This is a genomic window from Actibacterium atlanticum (assembly GCF_000671395.1).
Classification (GTDB): Bacteria; Pseudomonadota; Alphaproteobacteria; order Rhodobacterales; family Rhodobacteraceae; genus Actibacterium_D; species Actibacterium_D atlanticum.
The window spans coordinates 459,489-480,987 of sequence record NZ_AQQY01000001.1; the positions used below are offsets into that span (position 1 = coordinate 459,489).

General features: G+C 58.2%; 22 protein-coding genes. 18 read left to right on the forward strand and 4 right to left on the reverse strand.

What is annotated here, in order from left to right:
* Positions 1 to 77 precede the first annotated feature (77 nt).
* A complete protein-coding gene (gene miaA, locus ATO10_RS02305) occupies positions 78 to 950 on the reverse strand; it encodes a tRNA (adenosine(37)-N6)-dimethylallyltransferase MiaA (protein ID WP_035247463.1) in 873 nt (290 codons plus the stop codon).
* 85 nt (positions 951 to 1,035) lie between these two features.
* Here miaA and pyrH point away from each other — a divergent pair, with 85 nt between their 5' ends.
* From pyrH to lpxB, 12 genes are all read left to right on the forward strand, one after another.
* On the forward strand, positions 1,036 to 1,773 hold the full coding sequence (gene pyrH, locus ATO10_RS02310; protein ID WP_035247465.1) for a UMP kinase: 738 nt from the start codon (positions 1,036 to 1,038) through the stop codon (positions 1,771 to 1,773).
* Between the two features lie 56 nt (positions 1,774 to 1,829).
* Positions 1,830 to 2,396: a ribosome recycling factor gene (gene frr, locus ATO10_RS02315; RefSeq protein WP_035248289.1), complete on the forward strand. Its 567-nt coding sequence runs from the start codon at positions 1,830 to 1,832 to the stop codon at positions 2,394 to 2,396.
* A complete protein-coding gene (locus ATO10_RS02320; RefSeq protein ID WP_081806397.1) occupies positions 2,353 to 3,150 on the forward strand; it encodes an isoprenyl transferase in 798 nt (265 codons plus the stop codon). The genes frr and ATO10_RS02320 overlap by 44 nt, the downstream gene beginning before the upstream one ends.
* The gene (locus tag ATO10_RS02325) at positions 3,150 to 3,935 is read left to right on the forward strand and encodes a phosphatidate cytidylyltransferase (protein ID WP_035247471.1); all 786 of its coding nucleotides are present in this window, start codon (positions 3,150 to 3,152) and stop codon (positions 3,933 to 3,935) included. The genes ATO10_RS02320 and ATO10_RS02325 overlap by 1 nt, the downstream gene beginning before the upstream one ends.
* 155 nt (positions 3,936 to 4,090) lie before the next feature.
* Positions 4,091 to 5,428, forward strand: coding sequence for an RIP metalloprotease RseP (rseP, locus tag ATO10_RS02330; RefSeq protein ID WP_035247474.1), 1,338 nt, complete (start codon positions 4,091 to 4,093; stop codon positions 5,426 to 5,428).
* Positions 5,429 to 5,515: 87 nt separating this feature from the next.
* Complete coding sequence (locus ATO10_RS16670) at positions 5,516 to 5,644, forward strand: hypothetical protein (RefSeq protein ID WP_272945273.1); 129 nt, start codon at positions 5,516 to 5,518, stop codon at positions 5,642 to 5,644.
* A 138-nt stretch (positions 5,645 to 5,782) separates the two neighbouring features.
* Positions 5,783 to 8,119 carry an outer membrane protein assembly factor BamA gene (bamA, locus tag ATO10_RS02335; protein WP_081806398.1) on the forward strand — a complete coding sequence of 779 codons (2,337 nt, stop codon included), beginning with the start codon at positions 5,783 to 5,785 and terminating at the stop codon, positions 8,117 to 8,119.
* On the forward strand, positions 8,119 to 8,700 hold the full coding sequence (locus tag ATO10_RS02340; RefSeq protein ID WP_035247477.1) for an OmpH/Skp family outer membrane protein: 582 nt from the start codon (positions 8,119 to 8,121) through the stop codon (positions 8,698 to 8,700). Before bamA ends, ATO10_RS02340 begins: the two co-directional genes overlap by 1 nt.
* Positions 8,701 to 8,772: 72 nt before the next feature.
* Positions 8,773 to 9,240, forward strand: coding sequence for a 3-hydroxyacyl-ACP dehydratase FabZ (gene fabZ / locus ATO10_RS02345; protein ID WP_035247480.1), 468 nt, complete (start codon positions 8,773 to 8,775; stop codon positions 9,238 to 9,240).
* A 4-nt stretch (positions 9,241 to 9,244) separates the two neighbouring features.
* Positions 9,245 to 10,042: an acyl-ACP--UDP-N-acetylglucosamine O-acyltransferase gene (gene lpxA, locus ATO10_RS02350; protein ID WP_035247483.1), complete on the forward strand. Its 798-nt coding sequence runs from the start codon at positions 9,245 to 9,247 to the stop codon at positions 10,040 to 10,042.
* A gap of 3 nt (positions 10,043 to 10,045) precedes the next feature.
* A complete protein-coding gene (locus ATO10_RS02355) occupies positions 10,046 to 10,858 on the forward strand; it encodes an LpxI family protein (RefSeq protein WP_035247486.1) in 813 nt (270 codons plus the stop codon).
* A complete protein-coding gene (gene lpxB / locus ATO10_RS02360) occupies positions 10,855 to 12,027 on the forward strand; it encodes a lipid-A-disaccharide synthase (protein ID WP_051597892.1) in 1,173 nt (390 codons plus the stop codon). Before ATO10_RS02355 ends, lpxB begins: the two co-directional genes overlap by 4 nt.
* A 3-nt stretch (positions 12,028 to 12,030) precedes the next feature.
* On the opposite strand, the gene ATO10_RS02365 is transcribed toward lpxB, so the two are convergent.
* Both ATO10_RS02365 and mnmA read right to left on the reverse strand, forming a co-directional pair.
* Positions 12,031 to 13,113: a hypothetical protein gene (locus ATO10_RS02365; RefSeq protein ID WP_155886673.1), complete on the reverse strand. Its 1,083-nt coding sequence runs from the start codon at positions 13,111 to 13,113 to the stop codon at positions 12,031 to 12,033.
* A gap of 303 nt (positions 13,114 to 13,416) precedes the next feature.
* Entirely contained in the window at positions 13,417 to 14,550 is a 1,134-nt protein-coding gene (gene mnmA / locus ATO10_RS02370) for a tRNA 2-thiouridine(34) synthase MnmA (protein ID WP_035247494.1), read from the reverse strand.
* Between the two features lie 127 nt (positions 14,551 to 14,677).
* On the opposite strand from mnmA, the gene sciP reads away from it, so the two are divergent.
* From sciP to ATO10_RS16675, 5 genes are all read left to right on the forward strand, one after another.
* Positions 14,678 to 14,956 (forward strand): CtrA inhibitor SciP, encoded by a 279-nt coding sequence (gene sciP, locus ATO10_RS02375; RefSeq protein WP_035247496.1) that lies wholly within the window; start codon positions 14,678 to 14,680, stop codon positions 14,954 to 14,956.
* A gap of 94 nt (positions 14,957 to 15,050) precedes the next feature.
* Entirely contained in the window at positions 15,051 to 15,770 is a 720-nt protein-coding gene (ctrA, locus tag ATO10_RS02380) for a response regulator transcription factor CtrA (protein ID WP_035247497.1), read from the forward strand.
* 126 nt (positions 15,771 to 15,896) lie between these two features.
* Positions 15,897 to 18,137 carry an NAD-dependent DNA ligase LigA gene (ligA, locus tag ATO10_RS02385; RefSeq protein WP_035247499.1) on the forward strand — a complete coding sequence of 747 codons (2,241 nt, stop codon included), beginning with the start codon at positions 15,897 to 15,899 and terminating at the stop codon, positions 18,135 to 18,137.
* The gene (gene recG / locus ATO10_RS02390) at positions 18,134 to 20,224 is read left to right on the forward strand and encodes an ATP-dependent DNA helicase RecG (RefSeq protein WP_035247500.1); all 2,091 of its coding nucleotides are present in this window, start codon (positions 18,134 to 18,136) and stop codon (positions 20,222 to 20,224) included. The genes ligA and recG overlap by 4 nt, the downstream gene beginning before the upstream one ends.
* A 109-nt stretch (positions 20,225 to 20,333) precedes the next feature.
* Positions 20,334 to 20,456 (forward strand): hypothetical protein, encoded by a 123-nt coding sequence (locus tag ATO10_RS16675; protein ID WP_272945274.1) that lies wholly within the window; start codon positions 20,334 to 20,336, stop codon positions 20,454 to 20,456.
* A 168-nt stretch (positions 20,457 to 20,624) separates the two neighbouring features.
* Here the strand turns inward: ATO10_RS16675 and ATO10_RS02395 are convergent, their stop codons facing one another.
* Positions 20,625 to 21,077, reverse strand: coding sequence for an iron-sulfur cluster assembly scaffold protein (locus tag ATO10_RS02395; RefSeq protein WP_035247501.1), 453 nt, complete (start codon positions 21,075 to 21,077; stop codon positions 20,625 to 20,627).
* A gap of 65 nt (positions 21,078 to 21,142) precedes the next feature.
* Between ATO10_RS02395 and hisI the strand changes: the two genes are divergently transcribed.
* Positions 21,143 to 21,499, forward strand: a complete 357-nt coding sequence (gene hisI / locus ATO10_RS02400) for a phosphoribosyl-AMP cyclohydrolase (RefSeq protein WP_035247502.1) — start codon at positions 21,143 to 21,145, stop codon at positions 21,497 to 21,499.

Below are 21,499 nucleotides of genomic sequence, written 5' to 3' on the forward strand. Positions count from 1 at the left end.
AGGTTAGGAGCGAACTCGCCCCGAATCAACGGTTATGTTTGTTCGATTAGTGCAATTTTGGAAACGGAGTGTGCGGATTATCCAAGCGCGATGGGATGCCAGTCCTTCATGCGTGCCCGAAACCAGGTGCGCTGCCGCTTGGCATATTGGCGCGAGGCGATTTTCGCCGCGTCGATGGCGTCTTCAAGGCTCAGCTCGCCTTTCAGATGCGCAATCAGCTCGGGTGCGCCAATCGCCCGCGAGGACAACAGTGCGGGGTCCCACGTTGCAAGATTTGCCCGGGCTTCGTCAAGCGCGCCGTGTTCAATCATCAGATCAAAGCGGCGATCAATGCGGTCTGCCAGCCAGTCGCGCTCGGCGTCCAGCAACAGTGCATGGGCGTCTTGAACCGCCAACAGGGGCGCAGGCGTGTCGTCCTGCCATGCGGCCAGGCCACGACCCGTGGTTTGCTGAACTTCCCAGGCGCGTTGCACGCGCATCGGGTTCAGCCCGTCGATCCGGCTTTGGGTTTCGGGGTCCAGTTCGGCCAGCATGCCAGCATGGCCTTCACCCTTGCGGCGGGCGTCCGCGGTTTGGCGAATTCCGGATGGCGTTGGGGGAATTTCGGCCAGCCCTTCGGTCAGGGCCTTAAAATACAGTCCCGTGCCGCCAACGATGATCGGGCGTGCGCCGTTCAGAAAGGGGGTGACCTCGCGCAGCCAGTGTCCCACCGAATAGTCACCATCATAGGGCACGTGCCCATAAAGGTGGTGAGGGGCTTGGGACTCTTCGTGCTTGGAGGGGCGGGCTGTCAAAACCCGCCAGTTGCCATAAATCTGCAAAGCATCCGCATTCACGATCACCCCGCCATGGCGCGCTGCAATCTTAAGCGCCAGCGCAGATTTTCCGCTTGCTGTGGGTCCGGCAATCAAAACCGGGCGGTCGGTCGAAATTTCAGGCAGTTTTGACACGCGGTTTTCCGGTTTTCACATTGATCCCAGCCGTCTTTTCCGACATTTTGCCCGCAACGCCAAGACAAGTTGTAAGGGGCAAGTAATGAGCGACGGAACTGAAACCCAGCCGACGCCGACGTATCGTCGTGTCATGTTGAAGATTTCCGGCGAGGCCCTGATGGGGGATCAGGGCTTTGGCCTGCATCCGCCAACGGTCGAGCGCATCGCCAAGGAAGTGAAGAAGTGCCATGATCTGGGTGTCGAGATTTGCATGGTCATCGGTGGCGGCAACATCTTTCGCGGGCTGCAGGGCAGCGCGCAAGGCATGGAACGTACCACCGCCGATTACATGGGCATGCTGGCGACCGTGATGAACGCGCTGGGGATGCAATCCGCGCTGGAGGCACAAGGCGTGCACAGCCGGGTGATCACCGCGATCCGCATGGATGAGGTGGCCGAGCCCTACATCCGGCGCCGCGCCGTGCGCCACCTCGAAAAGAAACGGGTTTGTATTTTTGCTGCCGGCACGGGCAACCCCTATTTCACCACCGACACTGCCGCCACCCTGCGCGCCAATGAGATGAACTGCGAAGCGATCTTTAAGGGCACCAAGGTGGATGGGGTCTATGACAAAGATCCGGTCAAGTTTGACGATGCGGTGCGCTATGAAGACATCACCTATGATGATGTACTGCAAAAGCATCTTGGCGTTATGGATGCTTCGGCGATTGCTCTGGCGCGTGACAATGACCTGCCGATCATTGTGTTCTCTCTGGATGAGCCGGGTGGGTTTGAAACCATTCTGGCCGGGGATGGCACCTATACAATCGTGCATGGATAAGGCATAGCTGGTGGGCCGAAACTGGCCCCAAGAGCCAAGAAAAGAAAGGGATGGGCATGTCTGAGGACGAGTTTGAGATTGATCTGGACGATCTGGAGCGCCGCATGGATGGCGCGCTGGCTGCCCTGAAGCAGGAATTTTCCTCGCTTCGCACCGGCCGGGCTTCGGCCGCGATGGTCGAGCCGATCAACGTCGATGCTTATGGGTCGATGACGCCGCTTAATCAGGTGGGCACCGTCAATGTTCCCGAACCGCGCATGGTCACCATCAATGTGTGGGACAAGTCGCTGGTGGCCAAGGTGGAAAAGGCGATCATGGAATCGGGACTGGGGATCAACCCGCAGACCAACGGTACCATCGTCATGCTGCCTATTCCCGAGCTGAACGAAGAACGCCGCCGTGAACTGACCAAGGTTGCTGCGCAATACGCTGAAAATGCGCGCGTTGCGGTGCGTAACGTGCGCCGTGATGGCATGGATCAGCTGAAAAAAGCCAAGAACGACGGCATGAGCGAAGATGATCACAAAATCTGGCATGATGAAGTGCAAGAGCTGACCGACGCGCATATCGCCAAGGTCGATGCCGCACTTGAGAACAAGCAACAGGAGATCATGCAGGTATAACCGCCTGCGTGACCTGGAAAGGGGCCCATTGGCCGCAAAATCGCAAAATGAGAACGGGCCTCAGCACGTCGCTATCATTATGGATGGCAATGGTCGCTGGGCCCAGAATCGCGGGCGCCCGCGGTTGTTTGGCCATCAGGCAGGCGCCAAGCGTGTGCGCGACATCGTCAAAGCCTGCCCGGATCTGGGCATAAAATACCTGACGATCTTTGCCTTTTCGACCGAGAATTGGAAACGCACCCAGACCGAAGTTGCCGGGCTGATGACGCTGTTTCGCCGCTATATCCAGTCCGAGGCCAAGGCCTTGCTGAAGGCGGGGGTGCGGGTTCGGTTCATTGGCGATCGCGACCGGTTGGAAGCCAATCTGGTTTCGTTGATGAACGAGTTGGAAGAGATGACCGCGCATAATGATGCGGTGCATCTGACCATCGCCATCAATTATGGTGGCCGCGATGAAGTCGCCCGCGCCACCAAACGTCTGGCACGCGAAGTCGCGGCAGGGCGTCTGGACCCCGAAGACGTGAATGACGAAACTCTGGCAAGTTTCCTGGATACGTGCCTGTTGCCCGACCCTGATCTGGTCATTCGCACCAGTGGCGAGGCGCGGATTTCCAATTTTCTGCTGTGGCAGTCCGCTTACGCCGAGTATGAATTCACGCCGGTCCTGTGGCCCGACTTCACGCCCAAGGTTTTTGGCGAAATTATCGACAAATATGCGCTGCGTGATCGCCGCTATGGCGGGGTGAAGGCCTGATGGCCGCGCAATGGGAAGACCTGAAGCCGCGCCTCATGACGGCGGCGGTGATGGCCGTGGTCGGGATCGGGGCGATCTGGCTGGGCGGGGTCTGGTTTCTGGCGCTGGTCGCCGTGGCCAGTGGCGTGATGATCTGGGAACTGGCCCGGATGATTGCGCCTGAAAAGCCCGCCAAGGCGATTCAGTTGGGCGTTTTGGGCGCCGTTACGGTGATCCTGGCGCGGTTTTTACCCATCTTCTATGTGTTCCCCGTGCTGGCGGCGCCGGGGTTGGTGGGGATGTCTTTGCTGAAGCGCCACCCGGTGATGATCGCGCTTTATGGTTTTGCGATCTTGCTGTGCGGCTATGTATTGATTGAATTTCGCCACTCGGGCGGGGTTGGGACGATCCTGTGGATGGTGCTGGTGGTGATTGCCAGCGATGTGGCTGGGTATTTCGCCGGGCGCAGTTTGGGCGGCCCGAAATTCTGGCCGGCAATCAGCCCCAAGAAAACCTGGTCGGGTACGGTCGCGGGCTGGGTTGGCGCTGCGGCGGTCGGGCTGGCTTTTGCACCTTTTGTCAGCGGGGTAGGGGCGCTTGTCCTGATTTCAGTGCTGGTGGCCTTCGCGGCGCAGATGGGTGATATCGCCGAGAGTGCGATCAAACGAAAACTTGGCGTGAAAGACAGTTCAAACATCCTGCCCGGGCATGGCGGTTTGATGGACCGGTTTGACGGGCTGATCGGCGCAGCACTTTGTCTGATGGTTGTGGCGCATGTTCTGCCAATGCCCGTATTCACCTTTTGACACAGACAATTTTTCCTTGAGCCCCCAGTAAAACACGAAAATCGCCGTAAATTTGGCTTCTTTCGCCGCAAGGGTGCATTTGAACTGGACCAAAGTCGAACAATTCGGCAAATAAGGCCCGAAGTTTTAGAGCAGTCGCCAGCAAGGTAGTTTTAATGGACATTATCGGTCTTATTCCGTCGTTCGGGAATGTACTCTATACGCTGGGCGCTTTTGTTCTGGCGCTAAGCGTGATCGTTACCGTGCATGAATACGGCCACTATATTGTTGGCCGGATGTGCGGCATTCATGCCGAGGTGTTTTCGATTGGCTTTGGTCCCAAGCTGCTTTCGCGAGAGGATCAATGGGGCACCCGTTGGCAGATCGCGGCCTTGCCCTTTGGCGGCTATGTTAAGTTTCTGGGCGATGCCGGCGTGGCCAGTGACCGTGCCAGCGATGATCTGGCCGAGATGGATGCCGAAACCCTGCGCCATACCATGCATGGCGCGCCGCTTTGGGCGCGCGCGGCGACGGTGGCGGCGGGGCCGTTCTTCAACTTTGTCTTGTCGATTTTCGTCTTTGCCGGCGTGATTATGTTTGAGGGAGAGGCCGTTGAGCCTCCGACCATCGCCGAGCTGCAATCGCTGCCGACCGAGCTGGGCGATTTGCGACCCGGGGATGTGATCGCAGCGATCGATGGGCGCGAAACACCTGATTTTGCCGCGTTTTATGATGTTGTATCGCAGGTCCCGGTTGAACCCGTCCTGCCCTATACCGTGACCCGCGATGGGCAATTGATCGAGGTCCCGGGCCCGTATCCTTTCCCACCGCTGGTGGCTGGGGTTCAGCCGCAATCGGCGGCGATTGAGGCCGGGTTGAAGGTGGGCGATGTGATCACCGCGATTGACGGGGCTCCGTTGGCCTCGTTCAGCAGCCTGCAAGAGATTGTTACCGGATCAGACGGTCGTGACCTGGTGCTGACCATCTGGCGCGAGGGGGCCAGCCAAGAGATCACGCTTGCCCCCAAACGGGTGGATATGCCGCAGCCTGATGGCGGGTTTGAAACCCGCTGGCTGATCGGGATGACGGGCGGGCTGTTCTTTACGCCGCAAACCCAGACACCGGGCATTGGTACCGCTTTGGGCTATGGCGCGGATCAGACCTGGATGGTTGTGACACAGTCGCTTTCAGGGCTGTATCATATGGTTTCGGGCGCGATCAGCTCGTGCAACCTGCGTGGCCCGCTGGGCATCGCTGAAACCTCGGGCGCGGCGGCCAGCCAAGGGCTGAGCAGCTTCATCTGGTTCATCGCCGTACTGTCAACTGCGGTCGGCCTGTTGAACCTGTTCCCGATTCCGGTGCTGGATGGCGGGCATCTGGTATTTCACACCTATGAAGCCTTGGTGGGCAAGCCGCCGTCGGATCGTGCGTTGAATGCGTTGATGACTTTGGGTCTGACCTTCCTGTTGGGCATGATGTTGTTTGCCATCAGCAACGATCTGTTCTGCCCGTAACAGGGCACATCCGCGCCCCATTCCTGCCATAATATCCCGATAGACAGGCTGCACAAGCAACGCCTGTAAAAGAAGGAGGGCGCAAAAATGGATACCATCGCAGAGGGTTACAATGGCCTGCGCGTCCTGTTCACCGTGAACTGGGATCGCCTGTTCTATTTCGCCGCGATTTTCGGGGCTCTGACCGGTGGCGCGTTCTTGGGCTCGCTGCTCTGAACACCACAACGATCTGAATTATTTGCAAGCGCCCCGCCATTTGGTGATAGGGCGCTTTTTGCGTTTGGTGCCTTTTGACATGTCTGGGCTTTCCAGCTAGTCAGGACGCAATGAACTGCGTCACCACGGGACAAACCGATGACCACTAAATTTGGCGGTATTCTCGGGGCTCTGCCAAGCCCCGCAGCAGGCCTTTGCAAGCTTGCGCTTTTGTTTTTTCTTTCTTTTTCAACGGTTTCCCTGGTCAAACCAGACATCGCCGAAGCGCAAAGCTATCGCTTCACTACGGTTGAAATCGTCGGTAACCAACGCGTCGATGGCGCCACCATCCTATCCTATGCGGGAATCGGTCGGGGCCAGACGGTCAGCGCAGGGCAGCTGAACACCGCCTATCAGGCGATTGTGGATTCGGGCTTGTTTGAGCAGGTCACCGTGACGCCGCGTGGGTCCAAACTGGTGATTGAAGTGGTCGAGTACCCGACCATCAACATCATCAATTTTGAAGGCAACAAGCTGCTTAAAGATGAAGAGCTTGCAACCATCATCCGATCGCAATCGCGCCGGGTGTACAGCCCGTCAGCGGCCGAAGCGGATGCCGCCGAGATTGTCACCGCCTATGAAGTTCAGGGCCGCGTCGCTGCCACCGTAACCCCACGCATCATTCGCCGCAGCGACAACCGCGTCGATCTGGTGTTCGAAGTCACCGAAGGCAAAGTGGTTGAAATCAACCGGATTTCCTTTGTTGGCAACCGCGAGTTTTCGGGCCGCCGCCTGCGCCGCGTGCTTGAAACCAAACAGGCAGGTATTTTCCGTTCGATCCTGCGTTCGGACACTTTCGTTGCCGACCGGATCGATTTCGACAAACAGGTGCTGCAGGATTTCTATCTGTCGCGCGGCTACATTGATTTTCAGGTTCTGTCGGTCACGCCCGAGCTGACCCGAAACCGTGACAGCTTTGTCATCACGTTCAACCTGCGCGAAGGCCAGCAGTTCCGTGTGGGTGAAGTCACAGCGATCAGCGATCTGGCTGAGATCGACCCCGAGGTCTATCAGGAAGCGCTGGCGCTGCGTTCTGGCGTTGTCTATTCGCCCAGTCTGGTTGAAAATAATGTTCAGCGGCTCGAGGCTCTGGCTCTGCGACAAGGGCTGGATTTCATCCGTGTCTCCCCGCGCATCACCCGCAATGATCGCGATTTGACGCTGGATGTGGACTTTGTGATCGAAAAAGGACCGCGTGTGTTCGTGGAACGCATCGACATCGAAGGCAACGCGACCACTCTGGACAACGTCATTCGTCGTCAATTCGATACGGTTGAAGGTGATCCGTTCAATCCGCGCGCCATCCGCGATTCCGCGGAACGTATTCGTGCGTTGGGCTTCTTTTCCAATGCCGAGGTCAACGCGCGCGAAGGCACTTCTACCGATCAGGTGATCGTGGATGTCGATGTCGAAGAACAACCCACCGGGTCTTTGGCCTTTGGTCTGAGCTATTCAACCGACGACGGGACCGGTGCGAACGTAAGCTTCACCGAGCGCAACTTTCTGGGGCGCGGACAGACCATCGGCCTATCCTTCGATACGTCTTCGGAGTCGCGCAGCCTGAGTTTTAACTTTGTAGAACCCTCTTTCCTGGGTCGTAAGTCAGGCTTTGGTTTGAATGCGTATTACTCCAAGACCGACAACCAGTTCAGCAATGCCTATGACACCACCCGTGTTGGCTTCTCGCCCTCAATCATCTTCCCGATCAGTGAATTCAGCCGCCTTGGGCTGCAGTACACGATCGAAGAAGAGGATATGACGAACTACACCGGTGACTCGGCGATCATCACGTTTGAGACGGCGCAGGGGCCGCAGATCACCAGCTCGATCGGCTATACCTATTCGATGGACACGCGCGATGTTGGTCTTGACCCCAATGCCGGTGTTCTGTTCCGCCTGAGTCAGGAATTGGCCGGGCTGGGTGGCGATACAGAGTATCTTGAAACCAACATTCTGGTGGCCGCTGAAAAACGCATCTTCAACGAAGACGTCACCCTGCGCGCCGAGTTTGAAGGCGGCTTGCTGCAGATGATCAGTGGCTCCAGCCGGGCAATTGACCGGTTCTTTGCCAGCGGCAAGATCCGTGGCTTCCAGTCCGCAGGGATTGGCCCCCGTGATCTGGCATCGTCAAATGAGCAGGCTCTGGGGGGGAACACCTTTGCTGTTGCCCGCTTCGAAGCCGAATTCCCGTTGGGGATTGACGAAGAAATCGGCATTACCGGCGGTGTATTCGCAGATTTTGGCGCGGTTTGGGGTCTCAATTATGATAATAGCTGGGGTGTAGATGACGGTTTCCACCTGCGCTCGGCGGTAGGGGTCTCGATTTTCTGGGATACGGTTCTTGGGCCGCTGCGGTTCAACTTTGCCAAACCGCTGGAAAAACGCCCCTATGACCGTACGCAAGAGTTCGAACTGACTGTTTCGACGCGGTTCTGATGCGCTTTTCCGGTGCTTTGATCTTCTCGGCCCTGCTGGCGACAGCGGGGCCTTGCCTTGCGCAGGATGCACCTGCGCCGGTGTTGCGCTCTCCGGTGCTGACGGTGGATCAAGAGCAACTTTTCAACGACTCCGCCTATGGCAAGGCGATGTTGGCGGCGCTTGAAGACGAGCGCGAAGCTCTAACGATGGAAAACCGCCGGATTGAGGCCGATCTGATTGCCGAAGAGCAAGATCTGACAGAAGAACGCCCTCAGATGACACCCGAGGGATTTCGCGAGAAGGCTGCGGCTTTTGATGCGCGGGTGGTGGAAATCCGGCAGGCTCAGGACAGCAAGTTGCGCGCTTTGAATGAGCGCCGTGACGAAGCGCAAAAACAGTTCTATGCCGCCGCGCTTCCCATCGTTGCCGAACTGGTGCGCGAACGCGGTGCGGTACTGGTGCTGGAAAGCCAGTCGGTGATCCTGTCGGCCCAACAAATTGACATCACCCAAGAGGTTATTGCCCGGCTTGACCAGCGCCTGATGTCCGGTGACGAAGACAGTACATCGGCGCCCGAAACCCCCTCACAAGAGCAGTGACGCTTGTGCCCGGCGCAGTCAGTTGCTAGGCCATGAACGCAAACAAGGTAACTTGTGCAAAGGACAGACACCATGACTGAGCAGCCCATCCCGACTGTAGATATCGATCATATCAAACGCTTGATCCCGCATCGCTACCCGTTCTTGCTGGTTGATCGCGTACGTGACGTGGTGGCGAATACATCGGCTGTCGGTATCAAATGCGTTTCGATGAACGAGCCGCATTTTCAGGGCCACTTTCCCGCGACACCGATTATGCCCGGCGTGACAATCGTCGAGGCCTTGGCCCAGACTGCGGCGGTGATGGTTGGCGTGTCCAATGGCATGGAAGATAAGGACCTGCTGGTCTATTTCATGTCGGTCGACAACTGCAAATTCCGCCGCAAGGTTGTGCCCGGCGACGTGCTAGAGTTGAAGATCACCACCCTGCGCGGCAAGCCCGGCGCCAAGGTCTGGAAGTTTGCAGGCGAAGCCAGCGTCGAAGGTGAACTGGCCTGCCAGTGCGACTTTGCCGCCATGATCGACCTGCCTGCGGAATAAAATCATGGCGATTGACCCTAGCGCAAAGATTCACGCCTCGGCGGTGATCGAAGAGGGGGCGGTGATTGGCCCTGATGTCACCGTGGGCGCCTTCAGCCTGATCGGCCCGGATGTGACGCTGGCCCGCGGTGTTGAGGTAAAAAGCCATGTGGTTGTTACCGGTCTGACCTCGGTGGGTGAAGACACGGTGATCTTCCCCTTTGCGGTGATTGGAGAAATTCCGCAGGACCTGAAATTTGACGGCGAAAAAACCAGCCTGAACATCGGCAAACGCAACCGGATCCGCGAACATGTTACGATGAACACTGGGACCGCCGGGGGGGGCGGTGAAACCCGTGTGGGCGACGATGGGCTGTTTATGGCGGGCTGTCACATTGCCCATGATGTGATTGTGGGCGACCGGGTCATTGTGGTGAATAATTCGGCTGTGGCCGGGCATTGCGTGATTTCGGATGATGTGATCATCGGCGGTTTGTCTGGCATTCATCAATGGGTGCGGATCGGACAGGGGGCGATCATCGGTGCGCTGAGCATGGTCACCAATGACGTGATCCCGCATGGGTTGGTTCAGGGGCCGCGCGGCGTGCTGGATGGGCTGAACCTTGTTGGATTGAAACGCAAAGGCGTCAGCCGGGCCGATATCACCGCGCTGCGCGCAGCGTTTCAGGCACTTGCCCAAGGCGAAGGCACCTTTCAGGAACGGGCCAAACGCCTGTCCGATGAAACCGACAGTGACTACGTGCGCGAGGTTGTCGATTTCGTCCTTGGCGAAACTGACCGTTCCTATCTGACTCCGAGCTAAGCCATGACCAAAACAGCGATTATTGCCGGGGCAGGTGGGCTGCCTGCACTTTTGGCCCGGGCGATGGGGGCACAGGGATCTGACTTTGCCATTTATCAGGTGGCGGGGTTCTCGATGGACAACCCTGACGGGCTGCCTGTTGAAGAGTTCATGATTGAACGTCTGGCGATGCTGTTTCAGCGCATGGGGCAGGATGGGATTGATCAGGTGGTTTTTGCCGGGGCCATCACCCGCCCCAATCTGAACCCGGAGATGATCGACCCGCAGACCGCACAACAAGTCTTGCCGCATTTGTTGCCCCTGTTTCAGCAGGGCGACGATGCGCTTTTGCGCGGGGTGATTGCGGTGTTTGAAGAGTTTGACTTCAAAGTCGTCGGGGCCTCGGACGTGGTGCCGGGCCTGTTGCCTGCGCCGGGGGCTTTGACGGGGGCCGCGCCCGAGGGGCGCGATGCCGCTGATTTGGCCCGGGCGCAAGAGATTTTGGCTACGCTTGGTCCGCTGGACCTAGGGCAGGGCGTCGTGGTGGCCGCGGGGCAATGTCTGGCGATTGAAACCCTGCCGGGTACCCGCGCGATGCTGGACTTCGTCGCCCAAACCCGAACCGGGCAGGGCGGCGTGTTTGTAAAGGCGCCCAAAGCCGGTCAGGATCGTCGGATCGACCTGCCCGCAATCGGCCCCGATACGGTTGATCAAGTCGCCAAGGCGGGCCTGTCGGGCATCGTTCTGGAAAGCGGTGGGGTCATGGTTTTGAACCGGGCAGCGGTGCAAGAGGCCGCTGAAAAGGCCGGAATTTTCATCTGGGTGCAAGAACCGTGAAACGCTTCTTTCTGATCGCCGGTGAACCCTCAGGCGATGCCTTGGGTGGTGCTTTGATGGCCGGCCTGCGCGCCGAGCTGGGCGATCAGGTTGAATTCATGGGGGTTGGTGGCCCCTTGATGCAAGCGCAGGGGCTGCAAAGCCTGTTCCCGATGGAGGAGCTCTCGGTGATGGGCATCGTTGAAGTGCTGCCCAAGTACAACGCTTTGATGCGCCGGATCAACCAATGTGCCGATATGGTCGTGGCTGAAAAGCCCGATGCGCTGATCACCATAGATGCGCCCGATTTCAGCCTGCGCGTGGCCAAACGGGTCAAAGCGGCCAGCGATGTGCGCACGGTGCATTATGTCGCCCCCACGGTCTGGGCATGGCGCGCGGGCCGGGCCCGCAAGATGGCGCCGATCATTGATCATGTGCTGGCACTGTTCCCTTTCGAGCCGCCGTATATGGAGGCAGAGGGGATGCAATGTGACTTTGTCGGCCATCCTGTGGCCGCTGTGGAACAGCCCTCGGACGCGGATATCGCCCAGCTGCGAAGCGAATTGGGCTTTCCACCCGAAAGTAAAATTCTGTTGGTGCTGCCCGGGTCTCGCAAGGCCGAGGTTGGCCGTCTGGCGCCGATTTTTGGCGAGGCCCTAAAACCGGTTCTGGCCCGTCATCCGTCATTGCGGGTGTTGGTGCCTGCCGCGCCTTCGGTGATTGATGCTGTCAAAGCTGCTGCCGCCACATGGCCCGGTGCCCCGGTGGTGCTGGACCCAAGCGGGTTGACTGCAGATCAGGCCGAAGCGCGCAAGCGCACGGCCTTTGCCGCCGGCTCGGTAGCGCTGGCTGCCTCGGGCACGGTCAGTCTGGAGCTGGCCGCGGCAGGGGTGCCCATGGTTGTGGCCTATGACATGAACTGGATCAGCCGCAAGATTATCGAAAGCCTGGCCAAGATTGATACGGTGACCCTGACCAATATCATCACTGGCGAAAAAGCTGTGCCTGAATGTATCGGCGCACGCTGTAAGCCCGATCTGATTTCTGGCGCCTTGCTGGAGCTGTTGGATGACCCTCAGGCGCGTGCAACGCAGGTGGCCGCTGCCGCCGAAGCGATGCATTTGCTGGGCAAAGGCGGCGATGCCCCCGGCCTGCGCGCGGCGCGCGCAGTTCTGGCCGGGATTTCATAGGCCTTATCCGCGTAATTCCAGAAACTTGGTGACATAGTCGCGCACGTATTCCCCAAGAATACCCGGTCCCAAATCATTAAACATCGGAACCGAGAAGAATAGGATACACAAACCAATCAGCACGAAATTAGTGCGCCGTTTCTCTATCTCGTTTTCTTTCAGGTCCGTTAGGACATCAATCGCGTCCGAGAAATCGCCTTCGGTGTAATAAGGGGCATCCGCGTCATTCGAACTGCTCGCTACATTGCTTAGGACACAGCAGTAGATATTGCCAAACCGCAGAATTTCAGTTGCTTTCTGAATGGCGCGCAGGGTTCGGTTTCGCCGGATCAAGACGATCGACAGCATCAGCCAGACCAGCACGACCAAGCATACAATGCTGATGTTGTCGAAATAGTCTGTGACCGTACGTTGAATGTCTTCGTTCGTTAGGCCGCCTTCGGTGTGCTCATTGGCGTAAGAACTGCGCGCATAGTGCCAAAACGCAAGCAAACAGGCATATAGCACGACGCCGACCACCGGGGCGTGCCACGTGTAAAGCCGGAAAGGCAGTCCAAGACGGCGGGCGAGCGAGGGGCGATAGTCGCGCAAGACGTCCCGAACTTCGTACCCTTTTTCGAAGATATCCGAGAACCGCCTGCGATAGTGAAAAAGCGCTAGGGGCTCTGACAAAAGGGTCTTGCCCGCTGGGATAGAGCGAAGTTTGGACAACCGCGCGTCATCCGAAAGAACCTCTTGTACGTTTTCGGGGGTTAACTCGTTCGCATCGGCAAGTTTGATGGGGCGCAAAGAGATTGTCGGCCAATCCTGTGATCGCCATTTGGACAGCAGGTTGCACGATGTAAGGCTTTTGGGGCGTATGCCGAGTTTGATTTTGATCTCTGTTGCGGCGAGCCCTGCTAGTTTGATGCAGTCGGTATTCGAAAGCAGAGCTGACCCAAGGCTGTTGTTTTCATCAAATATTATGTTGAAAACAAACAATCCATCCATGCGGCGCCAGTAGCGCACAACCGGAGGCAAATATTCGGAGTTTTCGATCTCATCAAAACCGGTGAGCGTCACAGAGCCACCGAAGGTGTCGATCATTCTTGCAGCGGTCGGGTAGGGGGCCCAATCAAAGAACCAGCAGTTTTGTTTCATTCGAACTGTGCGGCGAATTAAGCGCTTATACCGCGGACGAATGCAGCGGCGAGTATTACGGCCAAAGACAGAAAAGCAATTTTGTCGGACCGAGACGGCTTGACCGACGGGTCCGTCGAGAGCTGATCGCCGCTATCGATAATCGATGTTTTTTTCAAAAGGTCACCTTTAAACAAGATTAATTGTTTTTACGGGGCGCACGGGAACGTCGCAAGCCTTATTTTTATAGCCCATTGTCCTACGAAAACCTTAGCCCCGCCATATCCAGCCACCACCGAAAATGCGCGAGCCTTCATTGGCGTAGAACACACAAGCCTGGCCCGGGCTGACGCCTTCTTCGGCGGTCAGCAGCTCGACTTCGGCTTCTGTGTCGCTGATCGGGCGCAAGATCGCCGGGCGCGGTGGGCGGGTCGAGCGCACACGCACGCTGATTTCCCATTCTGGCCGCGAGGTCATCGCTTCGTCTCCAAGCCAGTTGATCTCGCGTACGGGGATGGTGCGGGTGGCCAGCATCTCTTTGGGGCCGACGATCACCTGTTTGGCGTCCACATCCAGCTTCACCACGTAAAGCGGCTCGGTTAGTCCGCCGATGCCAAGCCCGCGCCGCTGGCCAATGGTGTAATGGATCACCCCGTTGTGGGTGCCAAGAACGCGACCATCCGCATGGACGATCTCGCCGGGTTCAGCGGCGCCCGGGCGCAGCTTTTCGATCACCGATGCATAATCGCCATTGGGTACGAAACAGATATCCTGACTGTCGGGCTTGTCCGCCACGGCCAGCCCGTATTTCGAGGCCAACTCGCGCGTCGCATCCTTGGACGGCAGATGCCCCAGCGGAAATCGCAGATACTCCAGCTGCTCTGGCGTGGTCGAGAACAGGAAATAGCTTTGATCGCGGTTGGTATCGGCGGCGGAGTGCAGCTCGGGCCCGAAATCGCCCGTCTTGCGCTGGATGTAATGGCCGGTGGCCATGCAGTCGGCTTCAAGGTCGCGGGCGGTTTCCAACAGGTCCTTGAACTTCACCCGCTCATTGCAGCGGATGCAGGGCACCGGAGTTGCACCGCCCAGATAGCTGTCGGCGAACTCATCAATCACCGCATCCTTAAAAATGTTCTCATAATCCAGCACGTAATGCGGAAAGCCCATTTCCTCGGCCACGCGGCGCGCATCGTGGATGTCGATCCCGGCACAACAAGCGCCTTTCTTGGCCAATGCAGCCCCGTGATCATACAGCTGCAGGGTGACGCCGACGACGTCATAGCCCTCTTCTTTCAGCTGTGCGGCCACAACCGAGCTGTCCACGCCGCCAGACATCGCCACCACGACGCGGGTTTCGGAGGGGGGCTTTGCGAAGCCCAAAGAGTTCAGCGTTGCGCTGGTCATGTGCGGTTACCTTTCCGGAAGTCCGACGCAATATATGAAAATGCAAGATAGTCTCAAGACCCGGCTTCATCGCCCGTTAAGGCACGGGCGCGAAATTCACCCTATCACGAAGCCAGGAACTGATCCCATGTATATCAAACGCATTGATGGGCCGCGCTCTGTCACTTTGCCCGACGGATCCACGATGAGTCGCGCTGATCTGCCACCGGTGGATACCAAGCGTTGGGTGGCCCGGCGCAAAGCCGCCGTGGTTAAGGCTGTCGCCGCCGGACTTATCTCGGAGGAGGAGGCTTTGGCACGTTACAGCCTGTCTGTTGAAGAATTAGACAGCTGGCGCAAGGCGATTTCTTCGCACGGAATCAAAGCTTTAAAGGCCACGAAGTTGCAGCGCTATAGACAACCTTAAATTGTATGGCTAATCTGTTTACATTAGTAACGTGCAATTAACCATTAATATCCACAGTTGGGGAAAGAGCGATCTATTAGCGGAGATTTTAACCATGCGTATCCTCCTGGTCGAAGACGATCCCACGACGTCAAAGAGCATCGAAATGATGCTGACCCACGCCAATCTGAACGTGTATTGCACCGATTTGGGTGAGGAAGGGATCGATCTGGCGAAACTTTATGACTACGATTTGATCCTTTTGGATCTTAACCTTCCGGACATGAATGGGCACGAAGTGCTGCGTCAGCTGCGTCTGGCCCGCGTCGAAACACCGATCCTGATCCTATCGGGGGCAGATGACACGGAAAACAAGATCAAGGGATTCGGTTTTGGGGCAGATGACTATCTGACGAAACCGTTCCATCGGGAAGAATTGGTCGCCCGCATCCACGCGATCATCCGCCGTTCCAAGGGTCATGCCCAAAGCCTGATCCGCACCGGCCGTATCACCGTTAACCTTGATGCCAAAACAGTGGATGTTGATAGCAAGACGGTGCATCTGACGGGTAAAGAATACCAGATGCTGGAGCTTCTGAGCCTGCGTAAGGGCACCACCCTGACCAAAGAGATGTTCTTGAACCATCTTTATGGCGGCATGGATGAGCCAGAGCTGAAAATCATCGACGTCTTTATCTGCAAGCTGCGTAAGAAGCTAAGTCAGGCCACGGGCGGCGAAAACTATATCGAAACCGTCTGGGGCCGCGGCTATGTGCTGCGCGATCCGTCGCCGGTTTCCGATGACATTCAGGATCAAATCGCGATCGGCGCTTAATTGGGTTCCCCTGAATAGCGCGTTTGGCCTTGCGCGCTGTTCTTCGTCCCCCCAGAGGCTGCTACCACTCTGGACCTCTTCGCGCTGTCCTCCTATCACTTGGAGGACAGCGCGGAGAGGACCCACATGGGCGATGAAATTCTAGTCGACATGCTAAGCGAAGATCAGGCACGCGTGGAGCTGGCACAGCTGGCCAAGGCTTTGGCGCGGGCAGATCAGGCCTATCACCGGGATGATGCGCCTGAAATTTCCGATGCTGATTATGATGCGCTGAAACGGCGCAATGTCGCGATCGAGGCGCGTTTTCCGCATTTGAAAAGGGCCGACAGCCCGTCGAACAAAGTCGGGGCCGCACCCGCCGAAGGGTTTTCCAAAGTGGCCCACGCACAGCGCATGCTGTCTTTGGGTAATGCCTTCACCGATGACGATGTTGAAGACTTTGATCAGCGGGTGCGAAACTTCCTGGGTCTAGGCGCGGACGCGCCCCTGTCTTACACCGCCGAGCCCAAGATCGACGGGCTGTCGCTGTCTTTAAGGTATGAGCAGGGCCAATTGGTGCAAGCGGCCACGCGTGGGGATGGTGAAACCGGCGAAAATGTCACCGCCAATGCCCGCACCATTTCCGATATTCCCCAGATCCTGCAAAACGCCCCCGACGTTCTGGAGGTCCGCGGCGAGGTCTATATGAGCCACGCTGATTTTGATGCGCTGAACACGCGGCAGGATCAGGCAGGCCAAAAGACTTTTGCCAATCCACGCAACGCGGCGGCGGGGTCTTTGCGCCAGTTGGATGCAACGATCACCAAGGCGCGCCCACTGCGGTTTTTCGCCTATGCTTGGGGCGTGGTGTCCGAGCCTCTGGCAGATACGCAAAAGGGGGCGATTGACCGGCTGCATGCGCTGGGGTTTCATACCAACCCGCTGACGGCGCTGTGCGACGGCCCCGGCCAGATGATTTCCCACTATCGTGATATCGAAATGCAACGGGCCTCTTTGGGCTATGACATCGACGGTGTGGTCTACAAGGTGAACGATCTGGCCTTTCAGGAACGTCTGGGGTTCCGCTCGACCACGCCGCGTTGGGCAACGGCGCATAAATTCCCGGCCGAGCTGGCCTGGACCAGACTGGAAGCCATCGAAATTCAGGTTGGACGCACTGGTGCACTTAGCCCGGTTGCGCGGCTGCAGCCGGTGACGGTGGGCGGCGTGGTGGTGTCGAATGCGACGTTACATAACGAGGACTACATCGTTGGTCGGGACAGCAATGGCAATGAAATCCGCGGCGGTAAAGATATCCGCGTGGGCGACTGGGTACAGGTTTACCGCGCAGGCGATGTGATCCCGAAAGTGGCGGATGTAGATCTGTCCAATCGACCTGCGGATGCCACGCCCTTTATCTTTCCCAAGGTTTGTCCCGAATGTGGCTCTGCCGCGATCCGCGAAGAGGGCGATGCCGTGCGCCGCTGCACGGGGGGGCTGATTTGCCCGGCGCAAGCGATTGAAAAGCTAAAGCATTTCGTCTCACGCGGGGCGTTTGACATCGAAGGGCTGGGCGCCAAACAGGTGGAGCAGTTCCACGCTGATGGCTGGATCAAGGAACCAGCCGATATCTTTACCCTGCAAGAGCGATTTGGCAGCGGTATTCAGCAGCTGAAAAACCGTGAAGGCTGGGGGGATAAATCGGCGCAAAACCTGTTCGATGCAATTGAAGAACGCCGTTCAATCCCTTTAAATCGCGTGATTTTTGCGCTTGGCATCAGGCATGTGGGCGAAGCCGCAGCGAAGGACTTGGCCCAGAATTTCATAAGCTGGGAAAAGCTGGTGCAAACCGTTGATCGGGCGCTCCCTGCCGTTGATCGTCACCTCGCGACGCAAGTCGCAGTGCAGGCAGAGCGGGCCGCCGCGAAGGCGCAGGGACGACGGGCCAACATTGCGCGTGTGCGCGAAGAGATTTGGGCCACCCCTCCTTTGCCCGAAGGCGCCAAAGCCTCGTTTCTTGAGATTGACGCGATTGACGGTATCGGTGCAACCGTGGCGACCTCTTTGGCGAAAGCCTTTGGCAACGCCAAAGAACGCGCAATGATCGACCGGCTGGTGGCGCAACTGGCCATCCAGGATGCCGAGCGTGCCGCGACCGACAGCCCGGTCGCCGGCAAAACGGTGGTGTTTACCGGTACGTTAGAAAAGATGACCCGGGCAGAAGCCAAAGCGCGGGCCGAGGCGTTGGGCGCTAAAGTCTCGGGGTCGGTGTCCAAGAAAACCGATCTTTTGGTGGCCGGGCCGGGTGCAGGCTCTAAGGCCAAGAAAGCCGCCGATCTGGGGATCGAAGTGATTGACGAAGATACTTGGCTGGCACTGATCGGATGAGCAGCCGCCCGGATATCCTGTTTCCGCTGTTTGCCAAGCTGGAGGGGTTGGATGGGATCGGGCCCAAAACCGCCAAGCATTTTGCACAAATGCAGGTGGAAAAGCCGCGCGATCTGTTGTTCACCCTGCCGTATGCCGGGGTGGATCGGGCCAAACGGGCCTCGATTAAAGATGTATCACCGGGCGAGGTCGCGACGGTTGAGGTTGAAGTGGGCCGCCACTCCGCGCCGTCGGGCCGGGGCCGACCGTACCGGGTTTTTGTGCAGGACGCCGAGACAGAGTTTCAGTTGGTCTTCTTTCACGCCAACGATAGATACCTGCAAAATCAATTGCCTACGGGGCAGAGACGGGTGGTTTCAGGGAAGGTCGAGCTGTTCGATGGCTACGCCCAGATCGCCCACCCCGAACACATCCTGCGCCCGGAAGAGGCCGATGCAATCCCTGACTACGAACCTGTCTATCCGCTGACTTCGGGCGTGACGCAAAAGCTGATGGTCAAGGCGATCGGCTCGGCGCTGGAGCGCGTGCCGAAGTTGGATGAATGGTGCGATCCGGCATTGGTGCTGCGCGAGGGGTGGCCCGCTTGGGCCCCGGCGCTGCGCAAGGTCCATAGGCCTGTGGGCGCCAACGAACTGGCCCCAACCCATCCGGCGCGGCAACGTTTGGCCTATGATGAGCTTTTCGCCCATCAACTGACACTTGCCCTTGCGCGGCAGGCCTTGAAACGGGGCAAAGGTATCCCCTGCGAAGGCGATGGAAGGTTGCGCCAAAAAGTGTTGGACGCTTTGCCCTATGCCCCGACCGGCGCGCAAACACGTGCGTTTGACGAAATCGCACGAGACATGGCGCAGCCGACGCGGATGAACCGGCTTTTGCAGGGGGATGTTGGGGCCGGAAAGACGTTGGTGGCGTTGATGGCCTTGCTGGTTGCGGTGGAATCGGGCGGGCAGGCGGTGATGATGGCCCCCACGGAAATTCTGGCGCGTCAGCACTTGGCCGGGTTGCAGCCGCTGGCCGAAAGTGCGGGCGTGGTTCTGGAAATTCTGACCGGCCGTGACAAGGGGAGCGAGCGCGCTGCCAAGCTGGCAGCGCTGGCGCGCGGGGACATCCATATTCTGGTCGGTACCCATGCGGTGTTCCAAAAAGACGTTCATTTTCAGGATCTTCGTCTGGCAATTGTCGATGAACAGCATCGGTTTGGTGTGGCCCAGCGAATGGAGCTGACGCAAAAGGGCGCCGGGGCGCATATGCTGGTGATGACGGCCACGCCGATCCCGCGTTCGCTGTCTCTGGCGCAATATGGCGATATGGATGTCTCGGTTCTGGATGAAAAACCGCCCGGACGCAAACCGGTGAAAACGGCGCTGGTGTCCAAAGGCCGTATGGACGAGGTCATCGAACACTTGCGCGGCGCGATTGCTGAGGGGCGTCAGGCTTATTGGGTCTGTCCGCTGGTCGAGGAAAGCGAAAGCGTCGATATGACGGCGGCCGAAGAACGCTTTAAAACCCTGCGCGCTGCTTTGGGTGACGGTCGTGTTGGGCTGGTGCATGGCCAGATGCCCCCGGCCGAAAAAGACGCGGCGATGGCCGCGTTTCAAGCCGCAGAGACATCCGTTTTGGTGGCCACCACGGTGATCGAGGTTGGCGTAGACGTGCCCAATGCCTCGATCATGGTTATCGAGCAGGCCGAAAGCTTTGGTCTGGCGCAACTACACCAGCTGCGCGGGCGGGTCGGGCGCGGGGCGGCGGCCTCGACTTGTTTGCTGATGTATCAATCTCCGTTGTCGGAAGGCGGGCGTCGCCGGTTGGAGATTTTGCGCGAGTCCGAAGATGGCTTCCGCATTTCCGAAGAAGACCTTGCCATGCGCGGCGCCGGGGATTTGATCGGAACGGCGCAATCAGGCGTTCCGCGGTTCCGCGTGGCGGATATGGAACGACAGTCGGCGCTGATGGCCGTCGCCCAAGATGATGCCCGAAAATTGCTGTCTGACGACCCCACATTGGAAACCCCGCGTGGGCAGGCGGCGCGGGTGCTTTTGTGGCTGATGGAACAGGATAAAGCGATCCGTTTGATTTCAATTGGTTAACGGGTTTGTTCCTGTTTGTTCGCAAATGTTCTCAAAAAGTTCTTTACAAACTGTTCCCAATTTGAGAACAAAGGGGCAACAAGACTGGTTAACGCAAGGAATGCCCGCCATGTTGAACGATGTGAAAACTGTACTGCGCCGCTCGCCCGCAACCCTGTTGCAAGACGCTGTTGGTGCCGTTGCATTGATCGTGATGCTGATGGCCAGCCTGCACTTGCCGTCGCTGGTCTGAGTTACCCTTTTCTGCCTGCGGATTTAGCCCGGGGTCTGCATCATTTGTCCCCAACGCCTGATGCGACACTGCCTGTCACCTTGGCAAAGCGTGCCTCTTGCTTTGCCCACCCCGGCCCCCGATCTGCGACTTGCCGCCGCCTCCTTCCCCAGGAGAGCGGCGGTTTTTTTAGGCGCAGGCGGCGTTCTGGGCCTGATCAAAGGCATCCAATGTGGCGTCCAGCGACAGCAAAATCGATCCATGCCGGTTGCCGTATTCGCGTGCAGGGATCAAAACCTCAAGCTCGTCAAAGGGGGCATCCGGCACGGGGCCGTTGTCTTTGAGCATCGCTGCCAGTTGATCGCGCGCCTGCTGCAATTGCGCGCGGCTCGCGCCAATCACGTGGCTGCCAACCACAGAAGCGGCCGCCTGACCCAAAGCACAGGCCTTCACATCCTGGGCAAAGTCTGCGACCCGCCCGTCAGCCAGGGTCAAATCCACCCGCACGGTCGAGCCACACAAAGGCGCGCGTTTGCTGGACTGGCCCATGGGCGTTTCCAGCGTTCCGATATGCGGAATATCCGCCGCCAGCGCCAAGATTCGCGCAGAATAGAGTTTGATCAGATCGCTGTCGTCGCTCATGGCTTTCCCTTCTTGCGGCGTTTCTCTACATAGCGGGGCAGGTTGCAAATGCAAAGGATGCCCCGATGGCTTTCGATCCCGCCTCGCTTAAATATGATGACAAGGGTCTGATCCCGGCCATCGCCCAATCGCCCGAGGGCGAAGTGCTGATGATGGCTTGGATGAACGCTGAGGCCGTGGCGCGCACGTTAGAGACCGGCAAGGTCACCTATTGGTCGCGCTCGCGCAAGTCGTTTTGGGTTAAGGGCGAAACCTCGGGCCATACCCAAAAGCTGATTGACCTGCGGATTGACTGTGACCGTGATTGCATTCTGGTGATTTGCGAACAGGAAGGTGCGGCGTGCCACACGATGCGACGCAACTGTTTTTACACATCAGTGATCTCGGGTGACGAGGTCGAACTGATGAAGCCGATGGTCTGA